This is a genomic window from Pseudomonas sp. 3MAES_34.3B, from assembly GCF_058145875.1.
Map to the genome: position 1 here is coordinate 2,110,288 of NZ_CM176960.1, position 16,534 is coordinate 2,126,821.

Below are 16,534 nucleotides of genomic sequence, written 5' to 3' on the forward strand. Positions count from 1 at the left end.
CTTTACGGTCGGTTAGCCGGCGGGCGCAGTGTCATCGGGTTCAGCCGGCCGCTTTCGCTGAACCGCACCGCTCGGCTCAGCCCCGGTGTGTCGAGCTTGCCATCCAGGCGATAGGGTACCCCCTCGCTAGGGTTCAGGTCAGCCAGGCCCAGTGCCTGGCGCAGTACCGAAAACGCCGACACACTGACCGGGACCGTCACCAGCGCTTCGCTGTACCCGCCAAGGGTGCCTTGCGCTGGGCTCACGCCACTGGCAAGGGGCTGGCCGTTGACTTCCAGCGTCAGCGCAATGCCCGAATACTCCACCGGGTCCCGGTTAGGGTTCTGCAGCCTCAGCCGCACCTGCGCGCGCCATTCAAGCCCCGCGCCGGCTGCGGGCTCCAGGCCGGCAACTTGAACGATCAGCGGGTCGTGGGGGTTAAAGAGTGCACAGGCGTTCAGGCTCAGGCACAGTGCAAAGAGGGCGACGCGGCGTAGCAAAGCAAACATGGCGAACTCCGTTGGGCCTGGTATTGCGACAGCTTCGCCTCGGGGACGTTCGTAGCCATGGCGCAACGGCCCGGGGCAAACCGAGGAGGCAAAATGCGAGTGTTCCTGATGACCCTGGGGCTGCTGCTGATGGGTAGCGTAGCCGAAGCGGCCTCTGCGACCACCCCGCCGCAAGTGCGGCCCGGGGTTAACGCCAATCCACTGAACAGCCCCATCAGGCGCATCAACCCCAATAGCCGCCAAGGCACTGTACCCTCCAATCCGGCGCAGCGTAGCTTGCCAGAGGGCTACCCCGGCGGCCGGCCGCCGACGTTGGAAAACGGCGGCATCGGCAACGGCCAGCGCTTTCCGCGGCCAGCCCCTGCGCCGCGCGAGCCGGCTGACGGTCGTTAGGGCGCGGCAGGACCCGGTTGCAGAACCCGGATCGGCTGGCCACCGTGCCAGGCCAGGATGTTCTCGATCATGGAGGTAAAGAACGCGCGGTAGTTGTTTTCGGTCACGTAGCCGATATGCGGTGTCGCCAATACGTTGGGCAGGCTACGCAGAGGGTGGTCGACGGCAAGCGGCTCCTGATCGAATACGTCGAGCGCTGCCCCGCCGAGGCGCCCGCTTTCCAGGGCCAGCAGCAGGGCCTGCTCGTCCACGATCGGCCCCCGGGAGGTATTCACCAACAAGGCGCCGCGCTTCATGCTATCGAGCGCGTGCGCGTCCACCAGGTGGCGGGTACGCTCGCTCAATACCAGGTGCACGCTGAGGATATCGGCCTGCTCGAACAATTCCTGCTTGCTCACCCGCCGCGCGCCTACGGCCTCGGCTCGCTCGTCAGTCAGGTGCTCGCTCCAGGCGATGACCTGCATCCCGAACGCCCGGCCGTAGCCGGCTACGGTGCCGCCTATGTTCCCGAGGCCCAGCACGCCCAGGGTTTTGCCCGCCAGGTCGCCCCCCAGGCCCACCTGCCAGCCGCCATTGCGCAACGAAGCCGCTTCAGCCAGCAGGTTGCGGTTGAGCGCCATCAGCAAGGCCCAGGTAAGTTCGGGCGCGGCCTGGCGGTAGCTGTCGCCCCCACACACCGTCACGCCGTGTGCCGCGGCCGCTGCCAGATCAATGGCCGCGTTGCGCATGCCGCCGGTCACGATCAGTTTCAGCGCGGGCAGGAGGGCCAGAAGCTCGGCAGTGAAGGCCGTGCGCTCGCGCATTACACAGATCACCGTGTAAGGCGCCAGCCGCTCGGCCATGGTGTGGGTATCAGCAGGGTAGTCGTGAAGGAACTCAACCTGGCCCACGGCGGCGAGGGCTGCCCAATCCACAACGCCCTGGGCTACCCGTTGCCAGTCATCCAGTACGGCAATTCGCAATTCGCTCATCGGTCACTCCTGTTTTACAGGTTGCGCCAGCCAGGCTAGCACCGCCTTGTGAAAGCGTTCGGGTTGCTCCATTTGAGGCGCGTGCCCCAGGCCTGGAAATTCTACCAGCGCAGCCCCGGGAATCATCTGGCTCACCTGCTTGCCCAGCACATCGTAGTGGCCCAGCCGTGCCTTTACCTCGGGTGCTGCCACATCGCTCCCGATAGCCGTAGTGTCGGCAGTGCCGATCAAGAGCAACGTGGGCACCTTGAGGTTGCGGAATTCGTAAAACACCGGCTGGGTGAAAATCATGTCGTAGATCAGCGCTGAGTTCCATGCCACCACGTTATGACCGGGGCCCTGATTAAGGCCGGCGAGCATGGTTACCCAGCGTTCATAGGAAGGATCCCAGCGGCCACCGTAGTAGGTCTTGCGTTCGTAGTCGCGAATGCCGTCGGCGTTGAGCTTCGTTTCGCGGGCAAACCATTCGTCCACCGTGCGATAGGGCACCCCGAGGGCTTTCCAGTCTTCGAGCCCGATGGGGTTGACCAGCATCAGCCGCTCGGTTTCATCAGGGTAGAGCAGCGCGTAGCGTGTCGCGAGCATGCCGCCTGTGGAATGGCCCATCACGATGGCCTCCTTGATGCCCAGTTCGCCCAGCAGGGCGTGAGTGTTGCTCGCCAACTGCTGGAAGCTGTACTGGTAATGCTCCGGCTTGCTGGAGGTGCAAAAGCCGACCTGGTCGGGCGCGATCACTCGATAGCCGGCATTGGCCAAGGCTTTGATGGTGGCGTCCCAGGTGGCGGCGCAGAAGTTCTTGCCGTGCAGCAGTACCACGGTATGGCCGTTCGCCTTGCCCGCGGCGGCCACGTCCATGTAGCCCATTTCCAGGGATTTGCCCTGGGACTCGAAGCGGTAGTGCTGCAACGTGTAGGGGTAATCGAAGCCTTCGAGCTGCGGCCCATAGACCGGCTGCGGCTCGGCGGCGTGAACGGCGGTGGCGCAGAGCCCCGCGAGAGCATAGGCGAGAAAGCGCAGGCGCATTGCGGTGTTCCTTGAACGAGGGATACAGGCCAGACCGGAAAACCAGCGCGGGGTTCAGCGCTGACTTTCCCCGCGCGGCACTCTACCATGGGCGGCAGACAGCCCAGGCAAACGGTCATGACCAAGGACAGTATCTCCATCGAGCTGGTACGCGAAGCGCTGCGAGCGGTTTCGCCTGGTAGCGCAGCGCAGGCGCTTGCGCAGGCTGGCATCTGCGGTTCGTTGCTTGCCGACCCCGCCGCGCGGGTACCGGCCACGGCGTATGGGCAGCTGTGGCGGGCACTGGCGCAGGGGCTGGATGACGAATTCTTCGGCATGGCGCCGCGGCCGCTACCCGCCGGCAGCCTGGCGTTCATGTGGCGCAGCGGCAAAGGCCAGCCTACGGTAGGCGACGGTATACGCCTGGCGCTGGAGTTTTTGCGCCTGATGCTGGGCGGCCCGTGCGGCAAGCTGGAGCGCCAGCACAGTGTGGCCATGATCACCCTTCATGCGCCTGACGAGCCCGCGCGGTCTTTCACCTGTTTTACCTTCTGGATGATCGTACACGGGCTCACCTGCTGGTTGGCGGGCCGCCGGGTGCCGGTGCTGGCCGCCGAGCTGCGCGGCGACGCGCCAGGCTACTGCGACGATTATCGGCGCTTTTTCGGCAATACACTGCGCTTCGGCCAGGCCCATACCCGGCTGATCTTCTCTGCCGATTGCCTGGACCTGCCGGTGCGCCGTAGTGAAGCAGACCTCGAAGCCTTTTGCGCCCAACTGCCGGGCAACCTCCTGGTCCGGTATCGGGACCCGGGCGGCCTGGCGCGGCGTGTGCGTGACGGCTTGCGGGCCATGCCACCGGTAGCCTGGCCGGAGGCCACTGCACTGGCCGCCGGGTATGGCATGTCGGTGGCCACGTTGCGCCGGCGATTGGCGGCGGAAGGGCAAAGCCTGCAGCAAGTGAAAGCCAGCCTGCGCAAGGAGCGGGCCATCGCCTGGCTGGCGGAAGAGGGCGTGAGCATGGCGCAGATCGCCGAGCGCCTGGGCTTCGCCGACGAAAGCTCGTTCTACCGTGCGTTTCGTCAATGGTTCGGTTCCAACCCTGGGCACTATCGCAGCCTGGTAGGCGGCACTGGCGAAAACGCTCAGCGTAATTGAGTGGCCGCGCCATTGTTCCAGGTTCGGCGAAGGCCGAGCATGCAAGGCCTCAGTGAGTATGAGGAACCGCCCATGGATACCCATAACAAGAATTTCGTTATCAGCGGAGCCGCCTCCGGGCTGGGCGCCGCCACCGCACGAGCATTGGTAGAGGCCGGTGCCGGGGTGCTGCTGGTAGACCTCAACGCCCAAGGCGTGGAAGCCACGGCGAAAGCGCTGGGCATGCCGTTTGTGGTGGCCGATATCACCGACGGCGCCCAGGCACAGGCCGCAGTCGACACAGGTGTGCAAACACTGGGGGCCCTGCATGGTTTGGTCAACTGCGCCGGTATCGTGCTAGGTGAGCGCATTCTCGGACGCGAGGGCCCTCATGCCCTGGATGCCTTCGCCAGAGTGATCCAGGTGAACCTGATCGGCAGTTTCAACCTGTTGCGCCTGGTGGCTGCCGCCATGGCCGACAATACCCCGGACGCCGCCGGGGGCAGGGGCGTAATCATCAATACCGCGTCAGTTGCGGCCTACGATGGCCAGATCGGCCAGGCGGCGTATGCGGCTTCGAAGGGGGCTATTGCCAGCCTCACCCTGCCTGCGGCAAGAGAACTGGCGCGGCAAGGCATTCGGGTAATGACCATCGCGCCGGGGCTGTTCGAAACGCCCATGATGGCGGGCATGACCGACGACGTGCGCGCTTCGCTGGCCGCAGCGGTGCCGTTCCCGCCCAGGTTGGGCAAACCCGATGAATATGCAGCGCTGGTACTGCACATCATCGCCAACGACATGCTCAACGGTGAAGTCATCCGCCTGGACGGCGCCCTGCGCATGGCTGCGCGCTAACAGGAGAATGTCATGAACGATCCAGTGGTTATCGTGAGTATCGCCCGCACCCCCATGGGCGGGCTACAAGGTGTGCTGAGCGGCCTGAGCGCTACGCGGCTGGGCAGCGCGGCGATTGGCGCGGTGGTAGCGCGCGCGGGGCTGCCGGCTGATAGCGTGGATGAGGTGCTGATGGGCTGCGTGTTGCCTGCCGGCCTTGGCCAGGCACCGGCGCGACAGGCCGCGCTAGGCGCCGGGTTGAGCAAGGGCACGCCGTGCACCACGCTGAACAAAATGTGTGGTTCGGGCATGCAGGCCGTGATCCTGGCTCATGATGGGCTGCTGGCCGGCAGCGCGAAGGTTGTAGTGGCCGGCGGCATGGAAAGCATGTCCAACGCCCCTTACTTGCTGGACAAGGCGCGTAGCGGCTACCGCATGGGACACGGCAGGGTGATTGACCACATGTTCCTGGACGGCCTCGAAGACGCCTACGCGCCTGGCCGGTTGATGGGCACGTTTGCCGAGGAGTGCGCTGCCAGCGAAGGCATCGGCCGTCTGGCACAGGACGATTACGCCCTGGCTTCGCTTGAGCGGGCCAGACGCGCCATGGGCGACGGCAGTTTCGCCGAGGAAATCGTGCCGGTGATGGCACCGGCGGGGCGCGAGTTGCGTGAAGTTACCGAGGATGAGCAGCCGCCCAAGGCGCGCCCGGAAAAAATCCCGACACTCAAGCCGGCCTTCAGTGAGGGCGGCACGGTGACGGCCGCCAATGCCAGCTCCATTTCCGACGGTGCGGCTGCGCTGATCCTGATGCGTCAGAGCGAAGCCCGGGCGCGAGGGCTGCAACCCCTGGCGATTATCCACGGTCATGCGGCGTTCGCTGACGAGCCCGGGCTGTTTCCGCTGGCCCCGGTCGACGCCATTCAGCGTTTGATGAAACGTACCGGCTGGTCGCTGGCCGACGTGGACCTGTTTGAAATCAACGAAGCCTTCGCCGTGGTGGCGCTTGCTTGTATGCAGCGGCTGGAGTTGCCCCACGACCGGGTCAACGTCAATGGGGGCGCTTGTGCGCTCGGCCATCCCATCGGCGCCTCGGGTGCGCGTATTCTCGTTACGCTGATTGCCGCGTTGCGTCGCCGTGGCATGAAGCGAGGGGTCGCCGCCATCTGCATCGGCGGCGGCGAAGCGACAGCGGTCGCTGTCGAATGCCTGGCCTGATCCATCAACAAGGAGCCCGCAATGCCTGATTTTGAAACCGTTGTGCTCACCCGTCATGACCGGGTGGCCCTGCTTACCCTTAACCGTCCACAGGCACTGAATGCGTTGAACGCCCAAGTGGTGGCCGAGCTGAACCAGGCCATGGATAAGTTGGAGCGCGACCCCGGGATCGGTTGCGTGGTGATCACAGGTTCGGAGAAAGCCTTCGCCGCCGGCGCCGATATCAAGGAAATGGCCGGCCTGAGCTACCCAGGCATCTATATGGATGACCTGTTCCGCGAGGCCGACCGCTTCGCCGCGCGACGCAAGCCGATCATTGCTGCGGTGGCCGGTTATGCCCTGGGTGGCGGCTGCGAGCTGGCGATGATGTGCGACTTCATCCTGGCGGCGGACAACGCCCGCTTCGGCCAGCCGGAAATCAACCTCGGCGTGCTGCCCGGCATGGGTGGTACCCAGCGCCTGACCCGTGCCATCGGCAAGGCGAAGGCCATGGAATTATGCCTTACCGGGCGGTTGATGGATGCCGAGGAGGCAGAGCGCTCCGGGCTGGTAGCGCGCATCGTGCCTAGAGCCGAACTGGTCAGCGAAGCGCTGGCGGTGGCAGCGGTAATCGCGGAAAAATCGTTGCCCATGACCATGATGGTCAAGGAAAGCGTAGAGCGGGCATTCGAGGTCAGCCTGGCCGAGGGGGTGCGCTTCGAACGCCGGGTGTTCCACGCCGCCTTTGCCACCCAGGACCAGAAGGAGGGCATGGCGGCGTTCGTGGATAAACGCAAGCCGGACTTCCGGCACGGCTGAGGCTCAGTCGGTGCGCAGGCGCAGCGTTTCACTCAGGCAATAACCGTAGCCGCGCAGGGTTTGCAGTGCGTATGGCGCCCCTAGCTCGCTGAGTTTGCGGCGAAGGTTGCAGATGTGCCGCTCTATCAGCGGGCCGCGAGTTTGCCCGGCATCTTCCCACAGGTGCGCTTCGATGGCTTGGCGGCTGATGGGTTCAGCCTGTTGTGCCAACAAGGCGAGCAGCCGCTGTTCGGTTACCGTCACGCTCTGCTGCTGATGCCCTCGGCCCAGCAGCAGGCGATTGCTCGACAACCATAGCCCGGGGCCCGGCTCAACGGCGGGCATAGGGTAATGCCGGCTCAGCGCCTGCATGCGCGCCTCGAGTTCTTCCGCGCTTAGCGGGCGAGGCAAGCACAGGTCGGCCCCGGCCTGAAGCACCTGCGCCCGGGTGCTGGAGTCGCTTTGCCCCAACAGCACCAGAAGCCGCGCCCGGCCCCGGCGACCTACCGCCTTGTGCAGCAGGTCGGGGCGTGCCCGCGGCAGGTCCAGCACGATATAACGGTAGCGGCCATGCAGGTGCCGATCCGCATGCTCCGGCACCGTACTGACGATGTCGCCGGCGTGATCGGCGAGCACCTGCATCAGGGCCTGGTCGGGTTGCTCGGTAATGTAAAGAAGGTTCATGTGGCAACCAGTGCGTTGGTGGGGCGGCAATCGAGCACCAGCCTGGCGCCGCCAAGGGGGCTGTCGGTGACTTCAAGGCCAAAGCCATGCAGGTTCACGACCGCGCCTACGATCGAAAGCCCGAGGCCAAAGCCTCCCTGGGCGGATTCATCGCTTCGGTAAAACCTTTGGAAAATGGCCTGCCGTTCTTCTTCAGGAATACCCGGGCCGGAATCGTCCACGCTGATCCGAGTCATCCCTTGGTGCACCTCTGCCTGCAGCAGTACCTTGCCGCCCGCCGGGGTGAACTTGATGGAATTGCTCAGCAGGTTGCCGATGGCCTCGAACAGCAGGGCCCGGTCGCCCGTAATGGCCGGCACGCTCTCAGGGATTGCTAGCGCAAGGATGAGCTCGCCTTCCTCGGCCAGGGGCAGGTAGAAATCATGCAGCTCGCGTAACAGCTCCAACGGGTTCAGCTCCACAAAGCCCGAGCGGCGGCGATGGTCTTCGATTTCCGAGATTCGCAGCAGGCCACGGAAGCGCGCCATCAGCGTATCGGTGTCAGCGATGGCCTGATCCAGTTGCTGCCCTTGGCTGGAGTTGTCTTCGGTCTGTTGCTTGATGCGATACAGCTGGGCACGCAAGCGGGTGAGGGGGGTTCGCAGGTCGTGGGCAATGTTGTCGCACACTCCCTTGACCTCGAACATCAGTTTTTCGATGCGGTCCAGCATGGCGTTGACGATGGCCGCCAGCATGTCCAGCTCGTCCCGGCGGTTGGACAGTGGCAGCCGACGCGCCAGGTCACCGGCCATGATGGCTTCGGCGCTCGCCTGGATCTTGCGGATACGCCGCAGCGGCCGCCGGCGCAGCAAGTGCCAGCCAGCTGCACCTGGCAATATGGTCAGGGACACGCCCCACAGCAGCGCGCGCAGGATGATATGGGTGACGGCGAACACCGAGCCGTTATCCCGTACCAGAACCAGCCAGCGCCCGTCACGGGTGGGCATGGCCACGGCGGCGCAACTGTCTTGCGGTAGTTTGGGGTCGTTGGAGTCGATGCAGTCGTCCAGCTCGTAGATGTCCCCATCCAGCGCCAGGCCACGGGGAATGCGGCGTAGCTCGCCGGCTATGGGATAAAGTTCATCATCGAACAGGCCGTAGGCGTCGAATGCGCGGTCGTCGAACGCCTGGCTGGCGGCCAGGGCGTCTTCAAGGTCACGCCCACCGAAGCGGGCGAACAGGTGCTGGCGCTGCATCAGGGACTGTCGCGCCAGGCTGTTGAGGTAGTCCGACACTTCGAAATACAACACGCCGAGCAGGATGCTGCTCCAGGCTACGAAAAGGAAACTGTACAGCGCCAGCAGCCGGCTGCTGGAGGAGCGCCAACCCTTAGAGGGGTTCGGCAATGACATAGCCAGACCCTCGCACGGTCTTGATCAGCGGTGGTGTGCCGGCCGGGTCGATCTTCTTGCGCAGGCGGCCGATGTGTACATCGATCAGGTTGGTGCCTGGGTCGAAGTGGTAGCCCCACACTTCTTCGAAGATCATCATGCGGGTAAGCACCTGACCGGCGTTGCGCATCAGGAATTCAAGCAGCTTGAACTCGGTGGGCAGCAGGTTCAGTTGCTGGCCACCACGCCGCGCTTCACGGGTGATCAGGTCCAGCTCCAGGTCCGCGACCTTGAGGGTATTGTCCTGGGCAGCGCCGGCCTGTTTGCGGCGCAGCAGCACTTCCACCCGCGCGGCCATTTCGTCCGACGCAAAGGGTTTGGTGAGGTAATCATCGCCGCCGGCGCGCAAGCCGCGTACGCGCTCATCCACGTCCGAGAGCGCACTGATCATCAATACCGGCGTAGAAACGCCGATGGTGCGCAAGGTGGTCACAATGGCAAGGCCGTCGAGCTCGGGGAGCATGCGGTCCAGGGTGATCACGTCATACACACCGCTCACGGCCTTCACCAGGCCCTCGCGGCCATTGTCGACCCAATCCACCTCCAGGCCGTGGTTGCTCAGTTCCGCCACGATTTCCCGGGCGGTAACGGCATCGTCTTCGATGGTCAATACACGTGTCATGGAGGTACCTGCTGGTTCTGAAGCGGACCGTGGCATTGTGCCAAGTTTCAGGCAAGGGCTATTTGAAGATTATTTCATGTTCGGCGCATGAGGATGATCAGACAGTAACGGTGCCGGTACAAAGCGGATACCAGGCTGTGCTAAAGCCTGAGCCGGACGCGCCGATGCAGGGTAGGCCAATAAACCGTCCACAGGGTTCCCCTATGACCAGCTTGTCCGCTATTGCCTCGAACATTCACATCCAGACCACCAGCGCCACCAAGGCTGCCAGCAGCACCGCGGCCGCGACTGAAACCGATGACACCACTACCGCAACCGCAGCGAGCACTGCCACCGCGGCCGCCAGCACTAACAGCGCCCAAGGCGCGGGCGGGCCGCCTGCCGGTGGCGGTGGTAGCGCGTCGAGCAGCAGCGATAGCGATAGCGACAGCGATTCGGATACCGTCACCGACCTGAAAAAACAGGTTGCCGCGCTGCAAAAGGAATTGGCCAAGGAGCAGCAAGCGCTGCAGAAAGCCCAGAGCGGCAGTGGTACCGAAGAACAGAAAGCCGCTGCTGTTGCCTCGGCTCAATCGCAGGTAGCGTCCACCAGTAGCGAACTGCAGACCGCCAACGCCGAGCTGTTGCAGGCACTGGTCGACGAAGGTAGCAGCACCAGCGGCACCAGCATCAGCACCACGGCCTGAGGGCCGACGCCCCTCTGTAAGCCATCCAGGCGGCGGCCCGCAAACGGCCACCGCCTGGCATTGGATGGGGCCGTTCGCAGGCTCCGCCTACTCCTACATGGCCGATGGCCGGTTGCGCTCAATCCGCCAGCTGGCGGTGTTTCTCGGCCTTGTACTGCATCGCCACTGCGGGCGCCTTGGTGCTGCGGCCCGTTTCCACCCAGCTGCGCAAGCGGCTGGCGTCGGCGAAGTGCGTATATTTGCCGAATGCATCGAGGATCACCATGGCTACCGGGCGGCCGCCCATGCTGGTAACCAGCACCAGGCAATGGCCCGCCTTGTCGGTAAAGCCGGTTTTGGTAATCTCGATGTCCCAGTTCTTCTGGTTCAGCAGATGGTCGGTGTTATGGAAGCCCAGCGTGTAGTTGGGTTTTTTGAACGCGACGGTCTTTTCCTTGGTGGTACTAAGTTCCGACAGCATCGGGTAGCGCCGCGCCGCGACCAACAGTTTGCTCAGGTCGCGCGCCGTGGAAACGTTCTGTTCCGACAAGCCCGTAGGTTCTACGTACCGCGTATGGCTCATGCCCAAGGCCCGGGCCTTGGCGTTCATGGCTGCGATAAAGGCGTTGTATCCGCCCGGGTAGTGGTGCGCCAGGCTGGCGGCCGCGCGGTTCTCGGAGGACATCAGCGCAATCAGCAACATGTCGTGCCGGTTCAGCGTACTGCCCAGCTTCACCCGGGAGAACACGCCTTTCATTTCTTTGGTCTGGCTGATATCGACAGTGATGTCTTCTTCCATCGATTGTTTGGCATCCAGCACCACCATGGCGGTCATCAGCTTGGTCACCGACGCAATCGGCACAACCTGGTCCGGCTTGTTCTCGTAGATCACCTGATTGGTTTGAAGGTCCACCAGCAAGGCGCTATGGGATGCCAGGTGCAGCTCTGCCGGGTCCCGCTTGAATGCGCTATCGGCCGCCGTAGCGTTCGAGGTAAAGCAAGCGCCTGCGAGCACGAAACAAAGGCTCAGTATCGAAAGAGGGGTTTTCACGGAGATTGCTCGCAAGAAGAGTAGAAGTGTGGCGTCCGTGCCATCGAAACTGGCGACATTGTAAATTTATGGCCAAGTGCCTGTCGATTGCCCGAGCAGGTAAATGTTTCTTCATTCGCGCGAGCAGGCAGCGACTGAAGCAAAGCCAGAATTTAGGGTGGGCTTGAGGTCAGGCGGCGAGGCCGCACAGCTCTTCGCAAAAGCGATCGGCATGGTTTCGGGAGAGGAGGGGCGGGCTGACGATCTCGCCGTCAACCACGACATACCAGCACACCAGAAGCCCAAGGTCGCGCAGGTGTTCAGGAACTGCGCTGCCAATGACACTCATCACGCGACAGGAAAACATGTTGGGGAACCTCGCGGACTCAATACGCTCAATGTAGGCCTGAGCGAGCCGGCGACAGAAACCGCCCTCGATAGTGGCTACTTTGCATCAGTGGCCACTCGAGGGCGAGTGCTTTACCAGCGAGGCGGGCCGTAGTAGGCGCGCGGTGCATAGTAGCCAGGCGGTGGCGGTGGTGGTGCTACGTATACCGGGGCCGGTTGGTAGTAGACCGGTGGAGGTGGCGCCTGCACATACACAGGTTGCGGTGCGACATACACCGGCTGCTCCACAACCACGGGGGCGGGGCGAGCGACAACCGCGCCGACGACTGCGGCACCGAGCACCGCGCCAAGCACACCTGGGCCAACACCGCCGCCACCGTGCGCGGCCGCCGGGCCGGCGAGGCTCAGTGCACCAACCAGAAGGGCGATTTTGGGTAGATGACGAATCATGATGGTTCCTCGTAATACGACGTGGCGCCTGGAGCCCGCCTTCGGGTCCTGGGACTGCCGTACACACTATGACAGCGAAAGAGTTAAAACCCGCGACCGAAAACGGTAAATTTTATGTAAGGTCATCGTATCCATTTCCTTACTCATCAAACACCTGCCGGATCTTTCATGGCTATTTTTCCGAACAAGCAAACTCAGTTGTGCATGTCCCTGGCGGCGCGCCCCGGTAACTTCGGCACGCGCTTCCACAACTTCCTTTATCGAGCGCTGGATCTCGATTACTTCTATAAAGCTTTCACAACCACCGACCTGCCTGCGGCAATCAGTGGCATCCGCGCACTGGGCATTCGTGGGTGCGCGGTGTCCATGCCGTTCAAGGAAGCCTCCATCCCACTGGTGGATGAGCTGGATGCCTCGGCTGCGGCAATCGCATCTATCAATACTATCGTCAACGACGCCGGTAACTTGAAGGCCTACAACACGGACTACCTGGCCATTCGTCAACTGATCGAGCGGCATGCACTATCGACCGACATGCGCTTGGCCGTGCGTGGCAGCGGTGGCATGGCCAAAGCCGTAGCCTGCGCCTTCAAGGATGCCGGTTTTGCTCGGGGCACGCTGATTGCGCGTAACACTGACGCCGGCCCGGCCTTGGCCGATCGCTGTGGCTATGCCTGGGCGGCAGGCGAAGTGGGCCTGCAGGCGGACCTGCTGGTGAACGTTACGCCGATCGGCATGGCCGGCGGGCCGGAAGCCAAAAGCCTGGCCTTCAGCGAACAGGCTATCGAGCGTGCGTCTGTGGTGTTCGATGTGGTTGCCATCCCGCCACGTACCCCGCTGATTCTTGCGGCCGAAGCGGCCGGCAAGCCTGTCATCACCGGCGAAGACGTGGTGGCGCTGCAGGCGCTGGAACAGTTTGTGCTGTATACCGGCGTTCGCCCCACCGACGAGCAGGTCGCCGAGGCAGTGGCCTTCGCCACAGCGGGCTAGTCAGTCCAGGCCCAGCTTTGCAAGGCGTTCTTCCAGCGCTGCGATCCGGGCTTCCAGCGCGCCGATCCGGTCGTCTGCTGCCGGCTCAGCAGTTGGCGCCTGGGCCCCGTAGTGCTCCAGCGCGTCGGTGCCTTCCGCCCAGCCATGGGTGTAGCGCACCTCACGCTGGCCCGCGTACCTGGGCAGCTGTCGGGCAAAACCGCGGGCAGCCATGCGCTCGAGCTGATGGCGAACCTGCTCTGCGTCATCGAAGGCATGTAGCCGGCTGCTGCGGGTAAGCAAGTCGCCTATGGTTTGTGCGCCACGCAGGAACAGCAAGCTCAGCAGGGCCACTTGCGCCGGGACCAGTTCGAGCGCCTTGTCCAGGCGATGCTCATAGCGGTCGGCGCGGTTGCCCATTACCAGGCGGGTGAAGCCCATGCCCTCAAGTACCCGCAGCCGTTGGCCTACCTCGCCCGGTGAGAGTTGCAGGATCGGATCCCGACTGGTTTTCTGGTTGCACGCCAGCACCAGTGCGTTGAGCGTCAAGGGGTAGGTTTCCGGATTGCTGGCCTGCTTCTCCACCAAGCAACCGAGAACGCGAATGTCGATAGCGGTCAGCTCAGGCCGTTGCGGCTCGAGGTCGTCAGTCATCGGGGGGCACCTGCACAAAAAGGGGCCCCTAGAGTACGGCTTCGTCCGCTATTGCTGGAAGAGGTCATGTCGCGCCCCTTCGGCCACGGCAAGAATGCCCGGGTGGTTCACGCGCCGCTCCACCGAAATCGCATAAAAGGCTTCGGCCACTGCCTCGGTTTCTCCCAGCATCACCACGCCCCCTGGGCGGAGGAGGTCGTCGGCGATCACCCGAGGGGCGACAAATATGCCCGTGCCCGCTGTACCGAAGGCTTGCATCAGCGCGCTGTCGTCGAATTCCCCGACGATTCTGGGGTTTACCCGGCATTCCTCCAGCCATCTCAGCAACCGGCCGCGCACCACGCTCTGCGGCCCTGGGATGAGCAGCGGCTGGTTATCGAGGCACCCTGGGAATCCCCCGACGCACGCCTGCGCACGTACTAGAGTGGCGAAAAATCCGATGCCGCATTCCCCCAGTTTGATGGTGCGGGTTCTGATGTCCAGCTGAGCAGGTACCGGGCTGTCTGATATCACCAGGTCCAGGCGTTGGATGGCGAGGTCTGCCAGCAGCCGCTCCAGCTTGTCCTCACGGCAAGCGATGCGTAGCGCAGGGTTTTCAAGGGACATGGTAGGGGCCAGCAGCCGGTAGACGATAGATTTGGGAACCACGTCGGCCACGCCTACCCTGAACATGAGCGGCTGTTGCCCTGGCTGCGAGCGGATCATCGCTTCGAGGGCAACGCCGGCTTCGAACATGGGCTCTGCATAGGCCAGAATCCGGCGGCCGTCTTCGGTGAGCTCCAGGTGGCGGCCTACCTTCTGAAACAGGCGCAGGCCCAGGTTGCTTTCAAGCAGAGACAGCTGGCCGCTGATCGTCGGCGCGGTGAGGTTCAGCTGTTCGCAGGCGCGGGTAATGCTGCCCGTACGCGCAACAACCCAGAAGTAGTGAAGCTGACGATAATTAAGCATGAGGCTAAGCTTCGAATAAACCGAACTGTTGACATGAAAAATACGAATTTTCCGGAAGTATAAGCGCATCTACACTGGCCGTCATTCGTGAGTACCTGGAGCATGTCATGGAATACTTGATGGACCTTTTTGCCAGCCCGGCTGCGTGGGCCGCGCTGGCGACCCTGATCGTGATGGAAGTGGTGCTGGGCATCGACAACCTTATTTTCATTTCCATCCTGACCAACAAATTGCCGGCCGAGCATCAGACCAAGGCGCGGCGGTTGGGCATTGGCATGGCATTGATCCTTCGCCTGGGGCTGCTGAGCACGGTGGCGTTCATCGTCACGCTCACCACGCCGGTGTTTGAGGTGGCAGGGCATGGGTTTTCCTGGAAGGACATCATCCTGATCGCCGGTGGCCTCTTCCTGCTCTGGAAAGCCACCAGTGAGATCCACCACAGCGTGGACCCGGACGCTCAGGCCGATGCCAAGGTAAGCGCCAAGGTCGGTATTGGCCTGGCCTCGGCCATTGGCCAGATCCTTATGCTCGATCTGGTGTTCTCCATCGACAGTATCATCACCGCTGTCGGCATGACCGAGCACCTGCCCATCATGGTGATCGCTGTCGTGGTCGCGGTGCTGGTGATGCTGCTGGCGGCCGAGCCCCTGGCGCGGTTCATCAATGCCAACCCGACCGTAGTGATGCTGGCGCTGGGCTTTTTGATCATGATTGGCATGACCTTGATCGCCGAAGGCTTCGGTGCCCATGTACCCAAAGGCTACGTGTATACCGCCATGGCGTTCTCGGCGGCGATCGAGTGCCTCAACCTTTGGGCCAGGCGGGCGAGACGCAAGCACACCCCGGCTGCCTGATGCACTGCGCCCCGGTCAACGGGGCGTTTCGTCAGTGGGCGCTGGCGAGGCGGTGAGTGTGCCCGGCTCGGGGACGGGGGCCGGGTTCAGGCGCTTCGCGCACTGGATGGTGGTGGCGCCGGGTGATCCGCAGCACTCCCCACAGCATTGCCGCGGCAACCAGTAGCCAGGCCATGAACATCATGAGTATCGCCACTGTCAGGCTCATCAGCGTACCTCCTTCAGGCATAACAAACGCAGGCGTGTGTTACTCAGAGCAGTCTAGTGGCCACTATGTTTCCTGGCATGTGACGAGTGGTGCTCCGGGCCTATCCGGCGAGCGCTTACCCACCTATCATTGCCCGCTGGCCGGGAGCGTGTTCCGGTAGGCTCAGGGGGCATGATGCTGTCAGAAATATTAAACCGTTTGTATCGGCATACTGTGCTGGGAATCGGTGTCGTTGCTTTGTTGGCAGGCTGCGCCGACCGCCCCGCGCCCCGGATCGCTAACCTTCCTGACCGGGTGGAGCTGACTGCGGTACCGTTCTACCGAGGCGATGACGATCAGGGAGCGCCCACGGCTTTGGCCGCGCTGCTACGCGACCGGGGGGTGAACGTCACTCCAGGGTTGGTGGCGCCTTATCTGAAATTACCCGCCAGCGCCCCGGCGCTCGACCATAACCTGGAGGAGGCTGCGCGGCAGTACGGGCTGGTGGTTTACCCGGTCGATGGCCAGTTCCCGGCATTGCTGACGCAGGTTGCGGCGGGTAACCCGGTATTGTTGCGGTACCGCACCGGTACGCTCTGGGGCAGTGATCAATATGCGTTGCTGGTAGGGTACGACCGTTTTCGCAGCCATGTGCTGCTGCGCTCGGGTGATCAGCGCCGGCAGTTGATGTCGTTCTCGGACTTTGTGTCAGCGTGGCAGGCTGGAGGGAATTGGGCAGTACTGGCGCAGGCGCCGGAGCGGTTGCCGGCAGAGGTCAACCCGGCGCGCTGGCGCGAGGCGGCGACCCGCCTGGGTGCCGCCGGCCAGGAGCAGGCCGCTGCCAAGGCGCTGAGCGCCCTGGGCGGCCGGTAG

General features: G+C 63.4%; 21 protein-coding genes. 9 read left to right on the forward strand and 12 right to left on the reverse strand.

All coding sequences use genetic code 11. The features are described 5' to 3' along the window. Window positions 1-2 precede the first annotated feature (2 nt). Window positions 3-488: an LEA/WHy family protein gene (locus AC3Z8Y_RS09365; protein ID WP_490089431.1), complete on the reverse strand. Its 486-nt coding sequence runs from the start codon at window positions 486-488 to the stop codon at window positions 3-5. 93 nt (window positions 489-581) lie between these two features. Here AC3Z8Y_RS09365 and AC3Z8Y_RS09370 point away from each other — a divergent pair, with 93 nt between their 5' ends. Next, entirely contained in the window at window positions 582-881 is a 300-nt protein-coding gene (locus tag AC3Z8Y_RS09370; RefSeq protein ID WP_490089432.1) for a hypothetical protein, read from the forward strand. Here the strand turns inward: AC3Z8Y_RS09370 and AC3Z8Y_RS09375 are convergent. Both AC3Z8Y_RS09375 and AC3Z8Y_RS09380 read right to left on the reverse strand, forming a co-directional pair. After that, complete coding sequence (locus AC3Z8Y_RS09375; RefSeq protein ID WP_490089433.1) at window positions 878-1,852, reverse strand: D-2-hydroxyacid dehydrogenase family protein; 975 nt, start codon at window positions 1,850-1,852, stop codon at window positions 878-880. The two genes, AC3Z8Y_RS09370 and AC3Z8Y_RS09375, sit on opposite strands and share 4 nt — an antisense overlap. Before the next feature lie 3 nt (window positions 1,853-1,855). Next, window positions 1,856-2,875 (reverse strand): alpha/beta fold hydrolase, encoded by a 1,020-nt coding sequence (locus AC3Z8Y_RS09380; RefSeq protein ID WP_490089434.1) that lies wholly within the window; start codon window positions 2,873-2,875, stop codon window positions 1,856-1,858. A 117-nt stretch (window positions 2,876-2,992) separates the two neighbouring features. Between AC3Z8Y_RS09380 and AC3Z8Y_RS09385 the strand changes: the two genes are divergently transcribed. The 4 genes from AC3Z8Y_RS09385 (at window position 2,993) to AC3Z8Y_RS09400 (ending at window position 6,841) form a co-directional block, all read left to right on the forward strand. Further along, complete coding sequence (locus tag AC3Z8Y_RS09385) at window positions 2,993-4,012, forward strand: AraC family transcriptional regulator (RefSeq protein WP_490089435.1); 1,020 nt, start codon at window positions 2,993-2,995, stop codon at window positions 4,010-4,012. A 72-nt stretch (window positions 4,013-4,084) separates the two neighbouring features. Continuing rightward, window positions 4,085-4,846, forward strand: coding sequence for an SDR family NAD(P)-dependent oxidoreductase (locus tag AC3Z8Y_RS09390; protein ID WP_490089436.1), 762 nt, complete (start codon window positions 4,085-4,087; stop codon window positions 4,844-4,846). 12 nt (window positions 4,847-4,858) lie between these two features. Beyond that, a complete protein-coding gene (locus AC3Z8Y_RS09395; protein WP_490089437.1) occupies window positions 4,859-6,043 on the forward strand; it encodes an acetyl-CoA C-acyltransferase in 1,185 nt (394 codons plus the stop codon). A 21-nt stretch (window positions 6,044-6,064) separates the two neighbouring features. After that, the gene (locus tag AC3Z8Y_RS09400; protein ID WP_490089438.1) at window positions 6,065-6,841 is read left to right on the forward strand and encodes an enoyl-CoA hydratase; all 777 of its coding nucleotides are present in this window, start codon (window positions 6,065-6,067) and stop codon (window positions 6,839-6,841) included. A gap of 3 nt (window positions 6,842-6,844) precedes the next feature. Here the strand turns inward: AC3Z8Y_RS09400 and AC3Z8Y_RS09405 are convergent, their stop codons facing one another. The 3 genes from AC3Z8Y_RS09405 to AC3Z8Y_RS09415 are packed head-to-tail and all read right to left on the reverse strand — an operon-like array spanning window position 6,845 to window position 9,556. Continuing rightward, window positions 6,845-7,504 (reverse strand): response regulator transcription factor, encoded by a 660-nt coding sequence (locus AC3Z8Y_RS09405; protein WP_490089439.1) that lies wholly within the window; start codon window positions 7,502-7,504, stop codon window positions 6,845-6,847. After that, complete coding sequence (locus AC3Z8Y_RS09410) at window positions 7,501-8,895, reverse strand: sensor histidine kinase (protein WP_490089440.1); 1,395 nt, start codon at window positions 8,893-8,895, stop codon at window positions 7,501-7,503. The genes AC3Z8Y_RS09405 and AC3Z8Y_RS09410 overlap by 4 nt, the downstream gene beginning before the upstream one ends. Next, window positions 8,873-9,556 (reverse strand): response regulator transcription factor, encoded by a 684-nt coding sequence (locus AC3Z8Y_RS09415; protein WP_490089441.1) that lies wholly within the window; start codon window positions 9,554-9,556, stop codon window positions 8,873-8,875. Before AC3Z8Y_RS09415 ends, AC3Z8Y_RS09410 begins: the two co-directional genes overlap by 23 nt. A gap of 203 nt (window positions 9,557-9,759) precedes the next feature. Between AC3Z8Y_RS09415 and AC3Z8Y_RS09420 the strand changes: the two genes are divergently transcribed. Further along, window positions 9,760-10,242 carry a hypothetical protein gene (locus AC3Z8Y_RS09420; protein ID WP_490089442.1) on the forward strand — a complete coding sequence of 161 codons (483 nt, stop codon included), beginning with the start codon at window positions 9,760-9,762 and terminating at the stop codon, window positions 10,240-10,242. A 118-nt stretch (window positions 10,243-10,360) separates the two neighbouring features. Here the strand turns inward: AC3Z8Y_RS09420 and pbpG are convergent, their stop codons facing one another. The 3 genes from pbpG to AC3Z8Y_RS09435 form a co-directional block, all read right to left on the reverse strand. After that, window positions 10,361-11,278: a D-alanyl-D-alanine endopeptidase gene (gene pbpG, locus AC3Z8Y_RS09425; protein WP_490089967.1), complete on the reverse strand. Its 918-nt coding sequence runs from the start codon at window positions 11,276-11,278 to the stop codon at window positions 10,361-10,363. 163 nt (window positions 11,279-11,441) lie between these two features. After that, window positions 11,442-11,618, reverse strand: coding sequence for a hypothetical protein (locus AC3Z8Y_RS09430; RefSeq protein ID WP_490089443.1), 177 nt, complete (start codon window positions 11,616-11,618; stop codon window positions 11,442-11,444). A 113-nt stretch (window positions 11,619-11,731) separates the two neighbouring features. Beyond that, window positions 11,732-12,049, reverse strand: a complete 318-nt coding sequence (locus AC3Z8Y_RS09435; RefSeq protein WP_181114364.1) for a hypothetical protein — start codon at window positions 12,047-12,049, stop codon at window positions 11,732-11,734. 168 nt (window positions 12,050-12,217) lie between these two features. Here AC3Z8Y_RS09435 and AC3Z8Y_RS09440 point away from each other — a divergent pair, with 168 nt between their 5' ends. Further along, window positions 12,218-13,039, forward strand: a complete 822-nt coding sequence (locus AC3Z8Y_RS09440; protein WP_490089444.1) for a shikimate 5-dehydrogenase — start codon at window positions 12,218-12,220, stop codon at window positions 13,037-13,039. Here the strand turns inward: AC3Z8Y_RS09440 and AC3Z8Y_RS09445 are convergent, their stop codons facing one another. Then, window positions 13,040-13,672, reverse strand: coding sequence for a YceH family protein (locus AC3Z8Y_RS09445; protein ID WP_490089445.1), 633 nt, complete (start codon window positions 13,670-13,672; stop codon window positions 13,040-13,042). A gap of 48 nt (window positions 13,673-13,720) precedes the next feature. Next, the gene (gene nhaR / locus AC3Z8Y_RS09450) at window positions 13,721-14,620 is read right to left on the reverse strand and encodes a transcriptional activator NhaR (RefSeq protein ID WP_490089446.1); all 900 of its coding nucleotides are present in this window, start codon (window positions 14,618-14,620) and stop codon (window positions 13,721-13,723) included. A gap of 107 nt (window positions 14,621-14,727) precedes the next feature. Between nhaR and AC3Z8Y_RS09455 the strand changes: the two genes are divergently transcribed. Then, window positions 14,728-15,474: a TerC family protein gene (locus tag AC3Z8Y_RS09455; RefSeq protein WP_490089447.1), complete on the forward strand. Its 747-nt coding sequence runs from the start codon at window positions 14,728-14,730 to the stop codon at window positions 15,472-15,474. A gap of 31 nt (window positions 15,475-15,505) precedes the next feature. Here AC3Z8Y_RS09455 and AC3Z8Y_RS09460 read toward each other — a convergent pair whose 3' ends face one another. Continuing rightward, a complete protein-coding gene (locus AC3Z8Y_RS09460; RefSeq protein WP_490089448.1) occupies window positions 15,506-15,682 on the reverse strand; it encodes a hypothetical protein in 177 nt (58 codons plus the stop codon). Window positions 15,683-15,853: 171 nt separating this feature from the next. On the opposite strand from AC3Z8Y_RS09460, the gene AC3Z8Y_RS09465 reads away from it, so the two are divergent. Further along, on the forward strand, window positions 15,854-16,534 hold the full coding sequence (locus AC3Z8Y_RS09465) for a peptidase C39 family protein (protein ID WP_490089449.1): 681 nt from the start codon (window positions 15,854-15,856) through the stop codon (window positions 16,532-16,534).

Coding starts and splice junctions, on each gene's coding strand:
- AC3Z8Y_RS09370 (WP_490089432.1), top strand. CDS start 582: ATGCGAGTGTTCCTGATGACCCTGGGGCTGCTGCTGATGGGTAGCGTA.
- AC3Z8Y_RS09385 (WP_490089435.1), top strand. CDS start 2,993: ATGACCAAGGACAGTATCTCCATCGAGCTGGTACGCGAAGCGCTGCGA.
- AC3Z8Y_RS09455 (WP_490089447.1), top strand. CDS start 14,728: ATGGAATACTTGATGGACCTTTTTGCCAGCCCGGCTGCGTGGGCCGCG.
- AC3Z8Y_RS09415 (WP_490089441.1), bottom strand. CDS start 9,556: ATGACACGTGTATTGACCATCGAAGACGATGCCGTTACCGCCCGGGAA.
- AC3Z8Y_RS09390 (WP_490089436.1), top strand. CDS start 4,085: ATGGATACCCATAACAAGAATTTCGTTATCAGCGGAGCCGCCTCCGGG.
- AC3Z8Y_RS09400 (WP_490089438.1), top strand. CDS start 6,065: ATGCCTGATTTTGAAACCGTTGTGCTCACCCGTCATGACCGGGTGGCC.
- AC3Z8Y_RS09410 (WP_490089440.1), bottom strand. CDS start 8,895: ATGTCATTGCCGAACCCCTCTAAGGGTTGGCGCTCCTCCAGCAGCCGG.
- nhaR (WP_490089446.1), bottom strand. CDS start 14,620: ATGCTTAATTATCGTCAGCTTCACTACTTCTGGGTTGTTGCGCGTACG.
- AC3Z8Y_RS09380 (WP_490089434.1), bottom strand. CDS start 2,875: ATGCGCCTGCGCTTTCTCGCCTATGCTCTCGCGGGGCTCTGCGCCACC.
- AC3Z8Y_RS09375 (WP_490089433.1), bottom strand. CDS start 1,852: ATGAGCGAATTGCGAATTGCCGTACTGGATGACTGGCAACGGGTAGCC.
- AC3Z8Y_RS09395 (WP_490089437.1), top strand. CDS start 4,859: ATGAACGATCCAGTGGTTATCGTGAGTATCGCCCGCACCCCCATGGGC.
- AC3Z8Y_RS09440 (WP_490089444.1), top strand. CDS start 12,218: ATGGCTATTTTTCCGAACAAGCAAACTCAGTTGTGCATGTCCCTGGCG.
- AC3Z8Y_RS09445 (WP_490089445.1), bottom strand. CDS start 13,672: ATGACTGACGACCTCGAGCCGCAACGGCCTGAGCTGACCGCTATCGAC.
- AC3Z8Y_RS09405 (WP_490089439.1), bottom strand. CDS start 7,504: ATGAACCTTCTTTACATTACCGAGCAACCCGACCAGGCCCTGATGCAG.
- AC3Z8Y_RS09420 (WP_490089442.1), top strand. CDS start 9,760: ATGACCAGCTTGTCCGCTATTGCCTCGAACATTCACATCCAGACCACC.
- AC3Z8Y_RS09365 (WP_490089431.1), bottom strand. CDS start 488: ATGTTTGCTTTGCTACGCCGCGTCGCCCTCTTTGCACTGTGCCTGAGC.
- AC3Z8Y_RS09460 (WP_490089448.1), bottom strand. CDS start 15,682: ATGAGCCTGACAGTGGCGATACTCATGATGTTCATGGCCTGGCTACTG.
- AC3Z8Y_RS09435 (WP_181114364.1), bottom strand. CDS start 12,049: ATGATTCGTCATCTACCCAAAATCGCCCTTCTGGTTGGTGCACTGAGC.
- AC3Z8Y_RS09430 (WP_490089443.1), bottom strand. CDS start 11,618: ATGTTTTCCTGTCGCGTGATGAGTGTCATTGGCAGCGCAGTTCCTGAA.
- AC3Z8Y_RS09465 (WP_490089449.1), top strand. CDS start 15,854: ATGATGCTGTCAGAAATATTAAACCGTTTGTATCGGCATACTGTGCTG.